Raw genomic sequence first — 14,622 nt, 5'->3', positions numbered from 1 at the left:
ACATCTCCGGACGCGAAGCACCGGAATGCAGATCCCACCCACGCCGCCGAGAGCGGACGACGTCGCGCCGTCCGCAGCGAGAGGAACCGACATGAACACCGCAACTGCCACGACCCGAACCGCCTTCCAGCGGGGAGCCAGGACGTCCACCGCCGAGTGGGGGCCGGCGAAGCACCGCCGCGACCACGAGGTCGCTCCAGCCGATGCCGCGCACGGCCCCAGGCACGCCGTCGACCTGCGAGACGGCGCGGGCGAGCGCCCCGACGACAACTAACGTTCGTGTCCATGACCTCCCTCAAGCTCGCAGTCATCCCCGGCGACGGCATCGGCCAGGAGGTGACCACCGAGGCACTGAAGGTGCTCGAGGCGGTCACGCCGTCGGAGGTGAAGTTCGAGCAGACCCGGTACGACCTGGGAGCCGAGCGTTACCTGGCCACCGGCGAGGTGCTGCCCGACTCGGTCCTCGCCGAGGTGCGCGAGCACGACGCGATCCTGCTGGGCGCCGTCGGAGGCAAGCCGAACGACCCGAACCTGCCCCCGGGCATCCTCGAGCGCGGTCTGCTGTTGCGCCTGCGGTTCGAGCTGGACCACTACGTCAACCTGCGCCCGTCCAGGATCTACCCGGGCTCGGTCTCCCCGCTGGCCAACCCCGGCGACGTCGACTTCGTCGTCGTCCGCGAGGGCACCGAGGGCCCCTACACCGGCAACGGAGGCGCCCTGCGTGTCGGCACGCCGCACGAGGTCGCGACCGAGGTCTCGGTCAACACCGCCTTCGGTGTCGAGCGTGTGCTGCGCGACGCCTTCGCCCGCGCGCAGCGTCGTCCGCGCCGCAAGCTCACCCTGGTCCACAAGACCAACGTGCTGGTCAACGCCGGCTCCGTGTGGTGGCGCCTGACCCAGGCCGTCGCCGCGGAGTTCCCCGACGTCACCGTCGACTACATGCACATCGACGCCGCGATGATCTTCATGACCACCGATCCGGCCCGCTTCGACGTGATCGTCACCGACAACCTCTTCGGCGACATCATCACCGACCTTGCCGCCGCGATCACCGGCGGCATCGGACTGGCGGCCTCGGGCAACGTCAACCCCGACCGCACCGCACCCTCGATGTTCGAGCCGGTGCACGGCTCCGCGCCCGACATCGCCGGGCAGCAGAAGGCCGACCCGACGGCAGCGATCCTGTCGGTGGGCCTGCTCCTGGACCACCTCGGCTACCCCGATGCCGCGGCCGCCGTCGAGGCTGCGGCGATCGCCGACCTGGCCGACCGCCCCGCCGGCACCGGCCCCACCGGTGGGCGCACGACGTCCGAGGTCGGCGACGCGATCGCCGCCCGAGTAGCGGGGTAGGGCCCCCGGACGACGAACGTCCGCGCCGGGTGTCCTTCCGCACCGATCCACGTACGAGGAAGGTCTACTAGATTGCCCGCCATGGACATCAGCACCACTCTCGCGACCGACCCCGCCAGCGAGGAGCGGTTGGCCGAGATCCTCGCCGACCCCGGGTTCGGCAACCACTTCACCGACCACATGCTCACGGTGGAGTGGACCCCGGACCGGGGGTGGCACGACGCCCGCATCACTCCCTACGGTCCACTGACCCTCGACCCGGCGACGGCGGTGCTCCACTACGCCCAGGAGACGTTCGAGGGGATGAAGGCCTACCGCCACCCCGACGGCTCGGTCTGGTCGTTCCGGCCGGAGCAGAACGCGGCGCGGATGGTGCGGTCGAGCCACCGGCTCGCCCTGCCCGTCCTCGACGCCGACGACTTCGTGCAGCTGGTGGACGCGCTCGTCGCCGTCGACCAGCGTTGGGTCCCGGACGCCAGCACGGGGGAGAAGAGCCTCTACCTGCGTCCGTTCATGTTCGCCTCCGAGGCGTTCCTGGGCGTACGTCCCAGTCAGCACGTCACCTTCATGGTCATCGCGAGCCCCGCCGGCGCGTACTTCAAGGGCGGAGTGAAGCCGGTCTCGCTCTGGCTGAGCGAGACCTACACGCGGGCGGGTCGCGGCGGCATGGGCGCCGCCAAGACAGGTGGCAACTACGCCAGCTCGCTGGTCGCGCAGCAGGAGGCGACCGAGCACGGATGCGACCAGGTGGTCTTCCTCGACGCCGAGCACGGGCGCTTCATCGAGGAGCTCGGGGGGATGAACCTGTACTTCGTGTACGCCGACGGTCGCATCGCGACGCCGGAGACCGGCACGATCCTCGAGGGCATCACCCGCGCCAGCATCATCGAGCTTGCCGGCCGCCTGGGCTACCAGGTGGAGGAGCGTCGGATCTCCATCGACGAGTGGCGTGACGGCGTCGCGAGCGGTGAGATCGTGGAGATCTTCGCCTGCGGCACCGCGGCGGTGATCACGCCCGTCGGAGAGCTCAAGTGGGACGGCGGCTCCACGCCGAGCGCGCCGGCTCCGGCCGAAGGTGGTGTCGCGGCCCGGATCCGCGAGCACCTCGTCGGGATCCAGTTCGGCCGCGAGGCCGACGAGCTGGGGTGGATGCACCGCATCGTCTGACCGGACCGGCGGGTACGGCCCGCGAGCGCCTCGGTGCGGACGCGGCGTCCATCTGATGACCCGCGTGCAGCCTCTTAGGTGAGCCTTACTAAAGTGAGGCTCACCTAAGAGAGGAGAGCGTCCGTGCGTTCCCACCCCCACGCCGTCCTCGGCGCGCTCGTCGTCTCGTTGCTGCTCGGTGGCCTCGGCGCCTGCGGGAGCAACGGTCCCGACGAGCCCGCCGTCGCCACGCCGCCGAGAGCCATCGGCGCGGAGGTGATCGAGGGCGAGGGCACGTTCCCGGTCACCGTCGAGCACCGCTTCGGCGAGACGACCATCGAGAGCGTGCCCGAGCGCGTCGTCAGCGTCGGCCTCACCGAGCAGGACATCCTGCTCCAGTTCGGCGTCGTCCCGATCGCGGTGACCGAGTGGTACGGCGACCAGCCCTCCGCCACCTGGCCCTGGGCGCAGGACCTGCTCGGCGACAACGAGCCGGTCGTGCTGCGCACGACCAACGGCATCGACTTCGAGAAGATCGCCGACCTCCAGCCCGACCTGATCGTCGGCACGAACGCCGGCATGACCGACCGCGACTACGAGCTGCTGAGTGCCATCGCACCGACGGTGTCGAGCGTCCCGGACTCGCTGCCCTACTTCTCGCCGTGGCAGGACCAGGTGCTCCAGGTCGCGCGAGCCCTCGGTCGCGAGGGCGACGGGCAGGAGCTCGTCGAGCGGGTCGAGGCCGACTATGCCGCCGTCGCCGAGTTCCACCGCAAGGACTTCGCCGGCAAGACCGCGACCTTCTCCCAAGGCGGGCCCTATGACGGCCAGCTCTACGTCTACCCCGACGACCTCAGTACGGCGTTCCTCACTGACCTCGGCTTCACGATCACCCCCGGGCTGGACAAGTACGCCAAGCCGGGCGAGCAGGCCCTGATCAGCGCCGAGAACGTCAACCTCCTCGAGGCCGACGTCATCGTCTGGGCCACCGAGGACCAGGGGATGTTCGAGACGCTGCAGGACTTCGCGACCGTCTCCCAGCTGCCTGCGGTCGAGGAGAACCGGTCCGTCTACACCGACGCGACGCTCGCGGGAGCGATCTACTTCCTCACCCCGCTCAGCCTGGAGTACGTGCTCGAGCACCTCACGCCGTCGCTGGTCGGCGCCTCACGTGGCGAGCAGCCGCGCGAGTTCCCGACGTCCTGACCTTCCGAATCGCATCACCCACCCGAGAAGAAGAGAGAAACATGCGCACCACACGACGCAGCCTCGCGATCGGCGCCTCCGCGCTGGTGCTGGGCCTGGGCCTGGCCGCCTGCGGCAGTGACGACGGCGATGGCGAGACGAGCGGCTCCGCCGGCTCCGCCGGGACCTCCGAGCAGCTGCCGGTGACGATCGAGCACAAGTACGGCGAGACGACGTTCACCGAGGTGCCCGAGCGCGTCGTCGTCGTCGGGCTCCAGGAGCAGGACACGCTCATCGACCTGGGCATCGTGCCGGTCGGCGTGACCTTCTGGTTCGGCGAGGAGAGCGGCATCAACCCGTGGGCCGAGGAGGCCCTGCCCGAGGGTGCGGAGATGCCGGAGGTGCTCGACGCCACCAACGGCATCCCCGTGGAGAAGGTCGCGGCGCTCAAGCCCGATCTGATCATCGGCGAGTACTCGGCGATGACGGAGAAGGAGTTCGAGCTGCTCTCCGCGATCGCCCCCACCCTGGCGCAGTCCGGTGAGTACGCCGACTACTCGATGCCGTGGCAGGAGATGGCGCTGAAGGTCGGCCAGGCCGTCGGTCAGGGCGAGGAGATCCAGGAGAAGATCGACGCGGTCGAGGCGCAGTTCGCTCAGTACGCCTCCGACAACCCCGACTTCGAGGGCAAGACCGTCGCACTGGTCACGCCGTACGAGGGCCTCTTCGTCTACGGCCCGGACGACCCGCGGGCGCGCCTGCTCGAGTCGCTCGGCTTCGACACCCGGACCTCCTCGCTCTTCAACGACCAGAACGAGTTCGGCGGTTCGTTGAGCGCCGAGCGCACGGCCGACGTCGGCAACCTCGACATGGCCGTCTGGTACGACCTGTCCGCTGACAAGACGGTGCTCTCCGTCTACGAGGGGACCGACCAGTTCAAGAACGGCTCCTACGTCGACATCGGCGCCGACGACGGCGCTTACTACGTGGCGCACAGCTTCACGAACACGCTCGCCCTGCCCTACGTGCTCGAGCGCTACGTGCCGCAGCTCGCGGCCGCCGTCGACGGCGACCCGGCCACGAAGGTGCCCGCCGTCACCGACTGACGTCGAGCGCCTGCTCCACCACGAGTTCGGGCCCGGCTCCCCTCGGGGGGCCGGGCCCGACGTGCGTTCGGGTCGGTGCGGAGAGTCGCGGATGCCTCGTCAGCGGGTGCGCAGGCGCGGCACGATGATCGGCAGCCCGGTGCGCGGGTCGGGCAGCACGTCGGCGTCGAGGCCGAAGACCTCGGCCAGCAGAGGCTCGGTGAAGACCTCGGCAGGGTCGCCCTGCGCGACGATCTGACCGGCCTTCATCACCACGACGACGTCGCTGTAGCGCGCGGCGAGATTGAGGTCGTGCAGCACCATCACGATGGTGCGCGAGCGCTCGCGGTTCAGCCGTGACACCAGGTCCAGCACCTCCACCTGGTGAGCCAGGTCGAGGTAGGTCGTGGGTTCGTCCAGCAGCATCAGGTCGGTGTCCTGGGCCAGCGTCATCGCGATCCAGGCGCGCTGGCGCTGGCCGCCGGAGAGCTGGTCGAGAGCGCGGTCGGCGAGGTCGGTGGTGTCGGTCATCGCGAGCGCCGCGGCGACGACCCCCTCGTCGTCCTGCGACCACTGGCTGAACCAGCGCTGGTGCGGATGACGACCTCGTGCCACGAGGTCGCGCACGCGGAGCCCCTCGGGCGCGACGGGGGTCTGCGGGAGTAGGGCGAGCCGGCGCGCGATGTCACGTGTGGCGACCGAGGTGATCGGCTCGTCGTCGAGCATGACCTGGCCCTCGGTCGGCTTCAGCAGCCGGGCCATCGTGCGCAGCATGGTCGACTTCCCGCATCCGTTCGGCCCGATGATCGTCGTGACGGCGCCGTCGCGGATCGCCAACGACAGGTCGGAGACCACGGGCTTCTCGCCGTAGCCGACGGTGACCCGTTCGGCGCGGAGGCGCGAGACGGAGGGCGTCGACATGTCGGACGTCGTCATCGTCGCGGGCGAACCCGACGGCGCGACACCGGTCGTCTGGGCGGGCGCGGCGTTCATGCGGTGACCTTCCGTTTGGTGCGGACCAGGAGCCAGATCAGGTAGGGCGCGCCGATCGCGGCCGTCACGAGCCCGGCGGGCACCGTGAAGGGCAGGACGACGCGCACGATGATGTCGGCGCCGACGACGAGGCAGCCGCCGAGCAGCATCGAGGCGAGCAGCGGCGGGCGGGAGCCGCCGGTCAGGCGCAGTGCCACCTGGGGCACCACGAACGCGACGAATTCGAGCGGTCCGACGGCGGACACCGAGACCGCGGCGAGCACGACGACGACCAGCAGGATCAGGAACTGGGTGGTCTGCAGTCGCAGCCCCAGGCCGCGGGCCGGATCGTCGCCGAGCTGTAGCACGTTGAGTCGGTGCACCAGCATGAAGGCCACCGGCACCAGCACGACCAGGGCGATGATCACCGGCCGCGCGTGCTCCCAGCTACGGGCGTTGAGGGAGCCGTTGAGCCAGACCGCGGCGCTGGCAGCGTCCTGGATGCGCGCCTTGACGAGCAGCCACTGGGTGAGTGCGGTGAGGACCGCGCCGAGCCCGATGCCGATCAGCACGAGACGCTGCCCGTCGATACCGCGTCGCCACGCCAGCACGTAGAGCAGGGCGGCGGCGAGCAGGCCGCCGGTGAGCGCCGCCATCGGAACGCCGACGTCGAGCAGCGCTCCGGTCGCGCTCCCGGCGCCCCACCCCCCGGCGCCCGTGATCACGATGACGGCGACCGCGGCCGCGGCCGCACCGTCGGAGATGCCCAGGATGTCGGGGCTGGCCAGGGGGTTGCGGGCGAAGGTCTGGGACAGAGCGCCGGAGAGACCGAGTGCGATGCCGACCAGCGCCGCGACCCCGGTCTGAGGTAGCCGCAACTCGTTGACCACGAACTGGCTCAGCGAGTCGCCTCCCCCCAGCAGGGTGGAGAACACCGTGTTCAGGGGCAGGTCGATCTCGCCGCGGGAGATGTCGAAGCAGAACAGCAGCGCCAGGAGGGCGGCCGCGAGTGTGGAGACCACGGCGGCGCGCACCGGCACCTGGAACGACACCGGGCCGAACCGGACGCGGGGGTGGGCGACGCTCTGCGCGAGCGGGGCGTCGGGCTTGTCGAGGAGGAGGGACATCAGATCCTCACCATCCGGTGGCGGCGCACGAGCAGGATGAATACCGGGCCGCCGACCAGCGCCATCACGATGCCGACCTGGAGCTCGCCGGGCGGTACGACCAGGCGGCCGATCACGTCGGCGAGCGTCATCAGCAGTCCGCCGAGCAGACCTGCGTACGGCACCACCCACCGGTAGTCGACGCCGGCGAAGAAGCGTGCGATGTGCGGCACGACCAGGCCGAGGAAGGCGATCGGCCCGCAGGCCGCCGTCGCCGCACCGGTGAGCAGCATGACGACGACGACGCCGAGGACCTTGTGCCGCCACGGACTCATGCCGAGCGAGCGAGCGACGTCCTCGCCGAGCTGCAGCAGGTTCAGGCCCGGCGCGTTGACCGCCGCGAGCACCAGGCCGACCGCGATGAACGGCAGGACCTGCCAGAAGATCGAGATGTCGCGGCCCGAGGTGGAGCCCACGGCCCAGAAGCGGTACGCGTCCAGGGTGGTCTGGTCGCGCAGGACGAAGCCCTGGGCCAGGGAGTAGAGCAGCGCGCTGACCGCCGTCCCGGCGAGCACGAGGGTGACGGGGTCCGGGCCTCCCCGGGTGGATCCGATCGCGAACACGAAAGCCGCTGCGATGCCCGCCCCGAGGAGGGAGAACCAGGCGTAGACGGCGAGGTCGTCGACCCGCAGGAGGTAGATCGCGAGCACGACGGCGAACGCCGCTCCGGCCTGGACGCCGAGCAGCCCCGGCTCGGCCAGCGGGTTGCGGGTGTGGCCCTGCATGAGCGCGCCCGCCACGCCGAGGGCGATGCCGACGATGATCGCCAGAGCCGTGCGCGGCACCCGCAGGGTGTGCACGATCGTGGATGCCTCGCTCTGGTCGGGGGACCAGAGCACGTCGATGACGGTGCCCAGCGGGATCGACCGGCTGCCGACCGCCAGGCTGAGCGCAGCCGCTCCGACCAGGAGCAGCGTGAGCGCGACGATGCCGACCACCGAACCGGTGCGAAGGGGGCTGACGTCGCCGGGACGACCGCGACGGAACAGGCTACCGGCGCGGGAGGCGCCAGCGTCCGGGGACGACGGCGCGACCTCGGTCCCTATCGACGGGGACGCGTGCTGAGAACTCACATAGGTAAGGCTAACCTCATCGGCCCCAGAGTGCAGATCGTCCCATCCCCGATCCGGGCACCGCGATCTCGTACGCTTCCGGAGTGAGCAGTGACCCGGTCGTCTCGAGGGTGGGCGAGTACGTGCTGCTCGCCAAACTCGGCGAGGGTGGCATGGGCATCGTCCACCTCGCGCGCCATCCGGACGGACGTCGGGTGGCGCTGAAGGTGCTGCGTCCGCACATCGTCGGCGACGACGAGTCCCGACGTCGGTTGGAGCGCGAGGTCTCCTCGCTCCGACGGGTGCGCAGTCGGTGGGTCGCGGAGGTACTGGACGCCGACCCGTGGGCGCCCGTGCCCTACGTCGCCACCCGCTATGTGCCCGGCCACTCGCTGCACGACCACGTGCACCACGAGGGACCGATCGCCGGGCCGGATCTCCTGTGGTTCGCCGCATCCCTCGCCGAGGCGCTGGCGGCGGTGCACGCCGTCGGAGTGCTGCACCGTGACGTGAAGCCGGCCAACGTGGTGATGGAGGGCCGCACGCCGATCCTCATCGACTTCGGCCTGGCCCGCGTCGCCGACGACCCGCGGTTGACCCACACCGGCTGGCTGCTGGGCACACCCGGCTACCTCGCGCCCGAGATCCTCTACGGCGAGGATGCCTCGGCGGCCTCCGACGTCCACTCCTGGGCGGCCACCGTCGCGTTCGCCGGCACCGGGCGCGCGCCGTTCGGGGGCGGTCCCTCGATGGCGATCATGGATCGGGTGCGGCGCGGGGAGTTCGACCTCACCGGTGTCGAGCCGGAGGCGCTGCGCGGCGCCCTGACAGCGGCGCTCGATCCCGAGCCGGCGCGACGTCCGACACTCGACCAGTTGCTCAGCTGGTTGCGACCTCAGACCACCCGGCCCGGGCCCGTCCTCGCGCCGCCACCCGGCCAGGAGATCGCGCCCGAGGCTGAGGATCCCTTCACCATCCCGCTGGCACTCGCAGCCCAGGCGCGAGGCGCCGGGTTGGCCGACGAGGTGGCTCCCGCCGTTCCTTCCCACGCCGCGCCGACGCTGGTGCAGCCTGCGGCGGGTACCGGTCTGGCGGTGGGTCTGGCATCCGCCGGGCCGATACTCGCGTCGGCTGCGCCGGCGCCGACGCTGGTCGATCCGGCCCCGCAGAAGTCGACGGCTGTGTTGTCGCAGGGGGCCGCGCTCGCCATGTCGCCCGCCGCGCCGGTGGCGCCGCCGCGTCCGTCGACGCCGGCTCCGCCCGTGCCCCCAACGACAGGATCAGCTGGTCCGTGGGGGCCGCCGAGCGCCTATCCCGCCTCGCATCACTCCGGCTACGACGGCGTCGGCGATGCCGACCTGTACGGCTACGGTGCGCCCCCACCCGAGCAGGTGAGCGCCGCCGAGCGCGTGCGGCGAGGGGTGCTCCTGCTCGCATTGGTCGTCGCGATCGCCTCGGCGACGGCGGCGGTGCCCTGGGTGACCTTGGCCCTTCTGTGCGTAGCCACCTGGTTGCTGCGCAGCGGTTCGATGGCGGCAAGCGGCGCCCGGGCGCGGCGCGAGCTGCGCGGCCGGCGCTGGTACGACGGCGTCCAGCTGCTGGTGCACGCTCCGTGGCACCTGGTGCAGTCGATTCCGAGCACGATCCTGTTACTGCTGTGGAGCGCCGGCCTCGGCGCGAGCGCCGGGCTGCTCTGCTACGCCGTCCGCGCGGGGATCGCGGGAACGCTGGTCGCATGCGGCGCGACGTTCGCCGTCTCGCTCTGGTGGGGGCCCGGCGGTCGGCGGGTCCGGCTGCCGGTGAGCCGAGCCGCCATGCCGCTGGCGCGGAGCACCGGGCCGTGGCTGCTCGCGGTCGCCGTCGTCGGAGTGCTCGCGCTCGCGGGCGGTCTGGCGACCGAGACCTACGGCGTCAACTGGCTGCCCTGGGACTCGCGGCCCTCCGTCTCGCGCTGAGAGCGTCGCGAGCACCGACGTCGGGCTCAGGATCGCGCCGTCTCAGCTTGGCTCGACCCTGTCCTCCGACGGCGCGGGCGTGGCACTATGGAGGCATGCGTCACACCGCTCGCGCCGCCACCGCGATCATCATTCGCTAGCGCACCGGCCCCGCCGGTGCGCCAACCTCTCGCCCGCCGAGAGGTGTTTTTGTGCCTCGACCTGGCTGACGCAGCACCCCACCAGCAGAAAGCAGAACCCGATGTCCTCGTTCCCGTCGTCGCAGACCAGCACTGCGACAGGACCGCTCGACCTCCAGGGCGCCTTCCACGTCTACGACACCACGATGCGCGACGGCGCTCAGCAGGAGGGGCTCAACTTCTCGGTCGCCGACAAGCTGACGATCGCCAGGCTGATCGACGGGCTCGGGGTGGGCTTCATCGAGGGCGGCTGGCCGGGGGCCAACCCCAAGGACACCGAGTTCTTCCGTCGTGCCGCCGACGAGCTGAGCCTGGATCACGCCGTCCTGGCGGCGTTCGGTTCGACCCGCAAGGCCGGCGTCGCCGCGGCGGATGACCCGCAGGTCGCCGCACTGCGCGAGAGCCGGGCTCCGGTCGTCACGCTCGTGGCCAAGTCGCACGACCGCCATGTCGAGCTCGCGCTGCGCACCACGCTGGAGGAGAACCTGGCGATGGTGCGTGACACGGTCGCCCATCTGCGCGCCGAGGGACAGCGCGTCTTCGTCGACGCCGAGCACTTCTTCGACGGCCACCGCCGCAACCGCGACTACGCGCTCGAGGTGGTGCGTGCGGCGGCGGAGGCCGGAGCGGACGTCGTCGCCCTGTGCGACACCAACGGCGGCATGCTGCCCGACTGGGTCGGCGAGATCGTCGCCGACGTGATCGCCACGACCGGCGCGCGGGTGGGAATCCACGCCCACAACGACACCGGGTGCGCGGTCGCCAACAGCCTCGCTGCCGTGCAGGCCGGGGCCACCCACGTGCAGGGATGCATGAACGGCTACGGCGAGCGCACCGGCAACGCCGACCTGATCACGACCGTGGCCAACCTCCAGCTCAAGCTCGACCGCGCGGTGCTGCCCGACGGGCTGCTCCGCGAGGCGACGCGGATCGCGCACGCCGTCGCCGACGTCACGAACTTCCCGCCGGCCTCGCGCCAGCCCTACACCGGAGTGTCGGCGTTCGCCCACAAGGCGGGACTTCACGCGAGTGCGATCAAGGTCGACCCGAACCTCTACCAGCACATGGACCCGGTGGGCGTCGGCAACGACATGCGCCTCCTCGTCTCCGACATGGCCGGTCGGGCCTCGATCGAGCTCAAGGGCAAGGAGCTCGGCTACGACCTCTCTGGCGATCGGGACCTCGTCACCCGCGTCACCGCGCGCGTCAAGGAGCTCGAGCAGCGCGGCTACACCTTCGAGGCGGCCGACGCCTCCTTCGAGCTGCTGCTCGTCGAGGAGGTCGAGGGGCACCGGCCGACCTACTTCGAGGTCGAGTCGTGGCGGGTGATCACCGAGACGCTCTCCTATGCGCGTGCGGAGGACGAGGCGGTCTCCGAGGCCACGGTGAAGCTCAAGGCGGCCGGCGTCCGCTACGTCGTCACCGGCGAGGGCAACGGTCCGGTCAACGCGCTCGACTCGGCGCTGCGACAGGCGATCGGCCAGGCCTTCCCCGAGGTCGCGAAGTTCGAGCTGATCGACTACAAGGTCCGCATCCTCGACCAGGGGCACGGCACCGACGCGATCACCCGCGTCCTCATCGAGACCACCGACGGCACCTCGTCGTGGGTGACGGTCGGCGTCGGCCACAACGTCATCGAGGCGTCCTGGGGGGCCCTGGTCGACGGGCTGACCTACGGCCTCCGCCGCCACCACTCCGACTGAGGCGTTGACCCGTCTTTGTCTCAAGACGGGGCAACGGGAACCCGACCGTTGACCCGTCTTCAGACAAAGACGGGTCAACGTGTGATGCGGGCGACCAGGTCGGCCCAGCCGGCGTCGATCCGGTCCCAGTCGAGGCCGTCGTGGGTCAGTTGCTGTTCGAGGACGACTGCCTCGAGCGGTGCCAGCAGGGCGGTCGCCAGGTAGCCGAGGTCGCCCTCGACGCCGAGTTCGGCGAGCAGGTAGCGCACGTGCATGGCGACGAACGACATGGCCGCGTAGGACCGCGTGCCGGCGTGGCCGGCAGCCCGGATCAGGGCGGTGTGGTGGACGGTCGCCCGCGCGCGCGAGCGGCCGAACGCGAGCAGGCGATCGAGCGGGGGTGCTCCCGGTCCGAGGGGCGGGGGCCCGCCGATGACCGCGGCCTGCCACTGCGCCTCGGAGTGGTCCAGGACGGCGGTCATCAGGCCCTCGCGGCTGCCGAAGCGACGAAAGACCGTTCCCTTTCCGACCCCCGCACGCTGAGCGACGGCGTCCATGGTGACGTTCTCCACGCAGCTCGCATCGATCAGCTCCGACGTCGCGAGCAGCAGCGCCTCCCGGTTGCGGACGGCGTCCGCACGCTCGCGCGGCGGCTCGCCGACCAGCGGCAGCAGGTGCGGGGACTCCATGGCGTGGCAGCGTAGCGGCGAGAAATCCTCGCTCGGGTGGAATATAAGCGGACTGTGGTCCGTTTAACCCGTCATGACTACGACCCGAATCGCCGTCCTCGTCGGCAGCCTGCGTCCCGACTCCCTCAACCGTCGTGTCGCCGAGACCCTGCGCGACCAGGCCCCGGCCGACGTCGAGCTCGACATCATCGACGAGATCGGCCAGCTGCCGTTCTACGAGGAGTCGCTGGACGCCGCCTCGACGCCCGCCGCGGCGGTCACCGTGCGTGAGCGCGTCGCCGCGGCCGACGTCGTGCTCGCCGTGACTCCGGAGTACAACGGCACCATGCCGGCCGTGCTGAACAACGCCATCGACTGGCTCTCGCGTCCGTACGGCGAGGGCGCGATCGTCGGCAAGCCGTTCGGCGTGCTCGGCACCACGCCGACGCCGTACGGCGGCAAGTGGGCTCACGCCGATGCCGCCCGCTCGGCCGGGATCGCGGGTGCGTCCGTCGTCGAGACGGCGGTGCACTCCCAGACGGGAATCGACGTCGACGTGCTCGCGCCGGAGATCTTCGCCCGCTTCACCGAGGTCGTGCGCACGCTCGCCGAGGCGCGGCAGAGCGCCGCCGCCTGACGCCGCCGCCTCACCGCGGTTCGACCACGCCTGACGCACCACTCGGTAGCGTCGGAGCGTGGCCGCACTCCACGACCTGACCGCACTCGAGCAGGGTGACCTCGTCCGCCGAGGCGAGGTCACCCCCCTCGAACTGACCGAGCACTACCTGGCCCGCATCGCCCGTCACGACGGCGGCGATGCCACCCGCGGTGTCGCGCCGTTGGGCGCGTTCGTCCAGGTCACCGCCGACGACGCTCGGGCGCGAGCACGCGACGTGGGTGCCGTGGGCCCGTCCGGCGCCGGTGCCTCGCCTCTGGCCGGCGTCCCGACGGCGATCAAGGACCTCAACCTGACGGCGGGGACACCGACCCGGTTCGGCTCGCGCGTCTTCGCCGACCACGTCCCCACGGTCTCCGACGCGGTCACGCTCGCCCTCGAGGCTGCCGGCATGGTCAGTCTCGGCAAGACCAGCACGCCCGAGTTCGGCTCGCCCTGCTACACCGAGCCGGACGACGCGCCGCCCGCCGTGACGCCGTGGGACCGCAGCAGGATGGCGGGTGGCTCCTCAGGCGGCGCCGCTGCGGCCGTCGCGGCGGGCCTGGTGCCGGTCGCCCAGGGTTCGGACGGCGGGGGGTCCATCCGGATCCCGGCGTCGTGCTGCGGGCTGGTGGGGCTCAAGCCCAGCCGTGGTCGGATCAGTGCCGCGCCGATGTACGGCGACCCGGTCGGGCTCGGCACGGCCGGCTCGATCGCGCGCACGGTGCGTGATGCCGCCGCGCTGCTCGACGTCATGGCCGGTCATCGGGTCGGGGATCCGTCGTGGGCACCGCCTCCTTCCGAGAGCTTTCTGGCGGCATGCGACCGAGACCCCGGGCGTCTCCGGATCGCGCGGTTCATCACACCGGTCATCGCCGACATTCCGGTCTCCTCGATCGATCCGGCCTGTGGACGGGCCTACGACGAGGCGACGGCTCTCCTGGACAGACTCGGCCATCACGTCGAGGACGTCGCGGTGCCCCTTCCGCCCGAGGCGGTCACCGTCTTCGAGACCTGTTGGTCGGTGCTCACCGCGCTCTCGACGACCGGGCTCGACACCGCCCAGCGGTCGTTGCTGCGCCCGCTCACCCGATGGCTGGCGGAGAGAGGGGAGGCGGTGAGCGGCCCGGCCTTCGGGCTCGCCGTGGGAGCGATGCGTCGGTTCGCGGCCGAGGCGCTGCGCACGCTCGCACCGTACGACGCCGTGCTCACGCCGACGCTGGCGAGTCGGCCGCTGCCGGTCGGCGCGCTGCGCGACGACTCCGATCCGGCGCGCGACTTCGAGCTGCAGAAGGCGTTCACGCCCTACACCTCTGCGTGGAACGTCACCGGCATGCCGGCGATCTCGCTGCCTCTGCACTGGACGGACGGGGATCCCTCGATCGGCGAACCCCCGTTGCCGATCGGCGTCATGCTGGCCGCGCGACCGGGCGAGGAACAGGTGCTGCTCGCCCTCGCGGCTCAGGTCGAGACGGCGCGGCCGTGGCACGCCCGGCGGCCGCCGCAGTGGTGAACCGATCTTCCGGT

13 protein-coding genes are annotated in these 14,622 nt (G+C 71.3%); 9 read left to right on the top strand and 4 right to left on the bottom strand.

Features of this window, described 5'->3' with window-relative positions:
• Window positions 1–91: 91 nt before the first annotated feature.
• The 5 genes from KSO97_RS08770 to KSO97_RS08750 all read left to right on the top strand — a co-directional run bounded on the left by KSO97_RS08770 (window position 92) and on the right by KSO97_RS08750 (window position 4,787).
• Window positions 92–274, top strand: coding sequence for a hypothetical protein (locus KSO97_RS08770; RefSeq protein WP_232677997.1), 183 nt, complete (start codon window positions 92–94; stop codon window positions 272–274).
• Between the two features lie 11 nt (window positions 275–285).
• Window positions 286–1,350 carry a 3-isopropylmalate dehydrogenase gene (locus tag KSO97_RS08765; protein WP_232677994.1) on the top strand — a complete coding sequence of 355 codons (1,065 nt, stop codon included), beginning with the start codon at window positions 286–288 and terminating at the stop codon, window positions 1,348–1,350.
• Window positions 1,351–1,431: 81 nt separating this feature from the next.
• Window positions 1,432–2,517: a branched-chain amino acid aminotransferase gene (locus KSO97_RS08760; protein WP_232677992.1), complete on the top strand. Its 1,086-nt coding sequence runs from the start codon at window positions 1,432–1,434 to the stop codon at window positions 2,515–2,517.
• A 123-nt stretch (window positions 2,518–2,640) separates the two neighbouring features.
• Window positions 2,641–3,702, top strand: a complete 1,062-nt coding sequence (locus tag KSO97_RS08755; protein WP_232677990.1) for an iron-siderophore ABC transporter substrate-binding protein — start codon at window positions 2,641–2,643, stop codon at window positions 3,700–3,702.
• Window positions 3,703–3,743: 41 nt separating this feature from the next.
• Window positions 3,744–4,787 (top strand): ABC transporter substrate-binding protein, encoded by a 1,044-nt coding sequence (locus KSO97_RS08750; RefSeq protein ID WP_232677989.1) that lies wholly within the window; start codon window positions 3,744–3,746, stop codon window positions 4,785–4,787.
• A 99-nt stretch (window positions 4,788–4,886) separates the two neighbouring features.
• On the opposite strand, the gene KSO97_RS08745 is transcribed toward KSO97_RS08750, so the two are convergent.
• Genes KSO97_RS08745 through KSO97_RS08735 form a run of 3 tightly spaced genes read right to left on the bottom strand, consistent with a single transcriptional unit; the run spans window position 4,887 to window position 7,977 of the window.
• Complete coding sequence (locus KSO97_RS08745) at window positions 4,887–5,759, bottom strand: ABC transporter ATP-binding protein (protein ID WP_308188273.1); 873 nt, start codon at window positions 5,757–5,759, stop codon at window positions 4,887–4,889.
• Complete coding sequence (locus KSO97_RS08740; RefSeq protein WP_232677980.1) at window positions 5,756–6,865, bottom strand: iron chelate uptake ABC transporter family permease subunit; 1,110 nt, start codon at window positions 6,863–6,865, stop codon at window positions 5,756–5,758. Before KSO97_RS08740 ends, KSO97_RS08745 begins: the two co-directional genes overlap by 4 nt.
• Entirely contained in the window at window positions 6,865–7,977 is a 1,113-nt protein-coding gene (locus KSO97_RS08735) for an iron ABC transporter permease (protein WP_232677978.1), read from the bottom strand. The genes KSO97_RS08740 and KSO97_RS08735 overlap by 1 nt, the downstream gene beginning before the upstream one ends.
• 83 nt (window positions 7,978–8,060) lie before the next feature.
• Between KSO97_RS08735 and KSO97_RS08730 the strand changes: the two genes are divergently transcribed.
• Window positions 8,061–9,911, top strand: coding sequence for a serine/threonine-protein kinase (locus KSO97_RS08730; protein ID WP_232677973.1), 1,851 nt, complete (start codon window positions 8,061–8,063; stop codon window positions 9,909–9,911).
• A 241-nt stretch (window positions 9,912–10,152) separates the two neighbouring features.
• The gene (gene cimA / locus KSO97_RS08725) at window positions 10,153–11,793 is read left to right on the top strand and encodes a citramalate synthase (protein ID WP_269782197.1); all 1,641 of its coding nucleotides are present in this window, start codon (window positions 10,153–10,155) and stop codon (window positions 11,791–11,793) included.
• A 74-nt stretch (window positions 11,794–11,867) separates the two neighbouring features.
• On the opposite strand, the gene KSO97_RS08720 is transcribed toward cimA, so the two are convergent.
• Window positions 11,868–12,461 (bottom strand): TetR/AcrR family transcriptional regulator, encoded by a 594-nt coding sequence (locus KSO97_RS08720; RefSeq protein WP_232677968.1) that lies wholly within the window; start codon window positions 12,459–12,461, stop codon window positions 11,868–11,870.
• A 73-nt stretch (window positions 12,462–12,534) separates the two neighbouring features.
• On the opposite strand from KSO97_RS08720, the gene KSO97_RS08715 reads away from it, so the two are divergent.
• Window positions 12,535–13,077, top strand: coding sequence for an NADPH-dependent FMN reductase (locus KSO97_RS08715; RefSeq protein ID WP_232677967.1), 543 nt, complete (start codon window positions 12,535–12,537; stop codon window positions 13,075–13,077).
• A 58-nt stretch (window positions 13,078–13,135) separates the two neighbouring features.
• Window positions 13,136–14,608 carry an amidase gene (locus KSO97_RS08710; RefSeq protein WP_232677966.1) on the top strand — a complete coding sequence of 491 codons (1,473 nt, stop codon included), beginning with the start codon at window positions 13,136–13,138 and terminating at the stop codon, window positions 14,606–14,608.
• Window positions 14,609–14,622 lie beyond the last annotated feature (14 nt).

It is taken from the genome of Nocardioides sp. R-C-SC26, assembly GCF_021246465.1.
In the GTDB taxonomy this organism is placed as follows: domain Bacteria; phylum Actinomycetota; class Actinomycetes; order Propionibacteriales; family Nocardioidaceae; genus Nocardioides.
The sequence above is the reverse complement of the archived record's forward strand: the minus strand, read 5'-3'. Positions and strand labels throughout refer to the sequence as shown.

What these genes read in the sequence shown, in the direction of transcription:
- KSO97_RS08770 (WP_232677997.1), top strand. Translation starts at nt 92, where the DNA reads ATGAACACCGCAACTGCCACGACCCGAACCGCCTTCCAGCGGGGAGCC.
- KSO97_RS08765 (WP_232677994.1), top strand. Translation starts at nt 286, where the DNA reads ATGACCTCCCTCAAGCTCGCAGTCATCCCCGGCGACGGCATCGGCCAG.
- KSO97_RS08760 (WP_232677992.1), top strand. Translation starts at nt 1,432, where the DNA reads ATGGACATCAGCACCACTCTCGCGACCGACCCCGCCAGCGAGGAGCGG.
- KSO97_RS08750 (WP_232677989.1), top strand. Translation starts at nt 3,744, where the DNA reads ATGCGCACCACACGACGCAGCCTCGCGATCGGCGCCTCCGCGCTGGTG.
- KSO97_RS08745 (WP_308188273.1), bottom strand. Translation starts at nt 5,759, where the DNA reads ATGAACGCCGCGCCCGCCCAGACGACCGGTGTCGCGCCGTCGGGTTCG.
- KSO97_RS08740 (WP_232677980.1), bottom strand. Translation starts at nt 6,865, where the DNA reads ATGTCCCTCCTCCTCGACAAGCCCGACGCCCCGCTCGCGCAGAGCGTC.
- cimA (WP_269782197.1), top strand. Translation starts at nt 10,153, where the DNA reads ATGTCCTCGTTCCCGTCGTCGCAGACCAGCACTGCGACAGGACCGCTC.
- KSO97_RS08720 (WP_232677968.1), bottom strand. Translation starts at nt 12,461, where the DNA reads ATGGAGTCCCCGCACCTGCTGCCGCTGGTCGGCGAGCCGCCGCGCGAG.
- KSO97_RS08715 (WP_232677967.1), top strand. Translation starts at nt 12,535, where the DNA reads ATGACTACGACCCGAATCGCCGTCCTCGTCGGCAGCCTGCGTCCCGAC.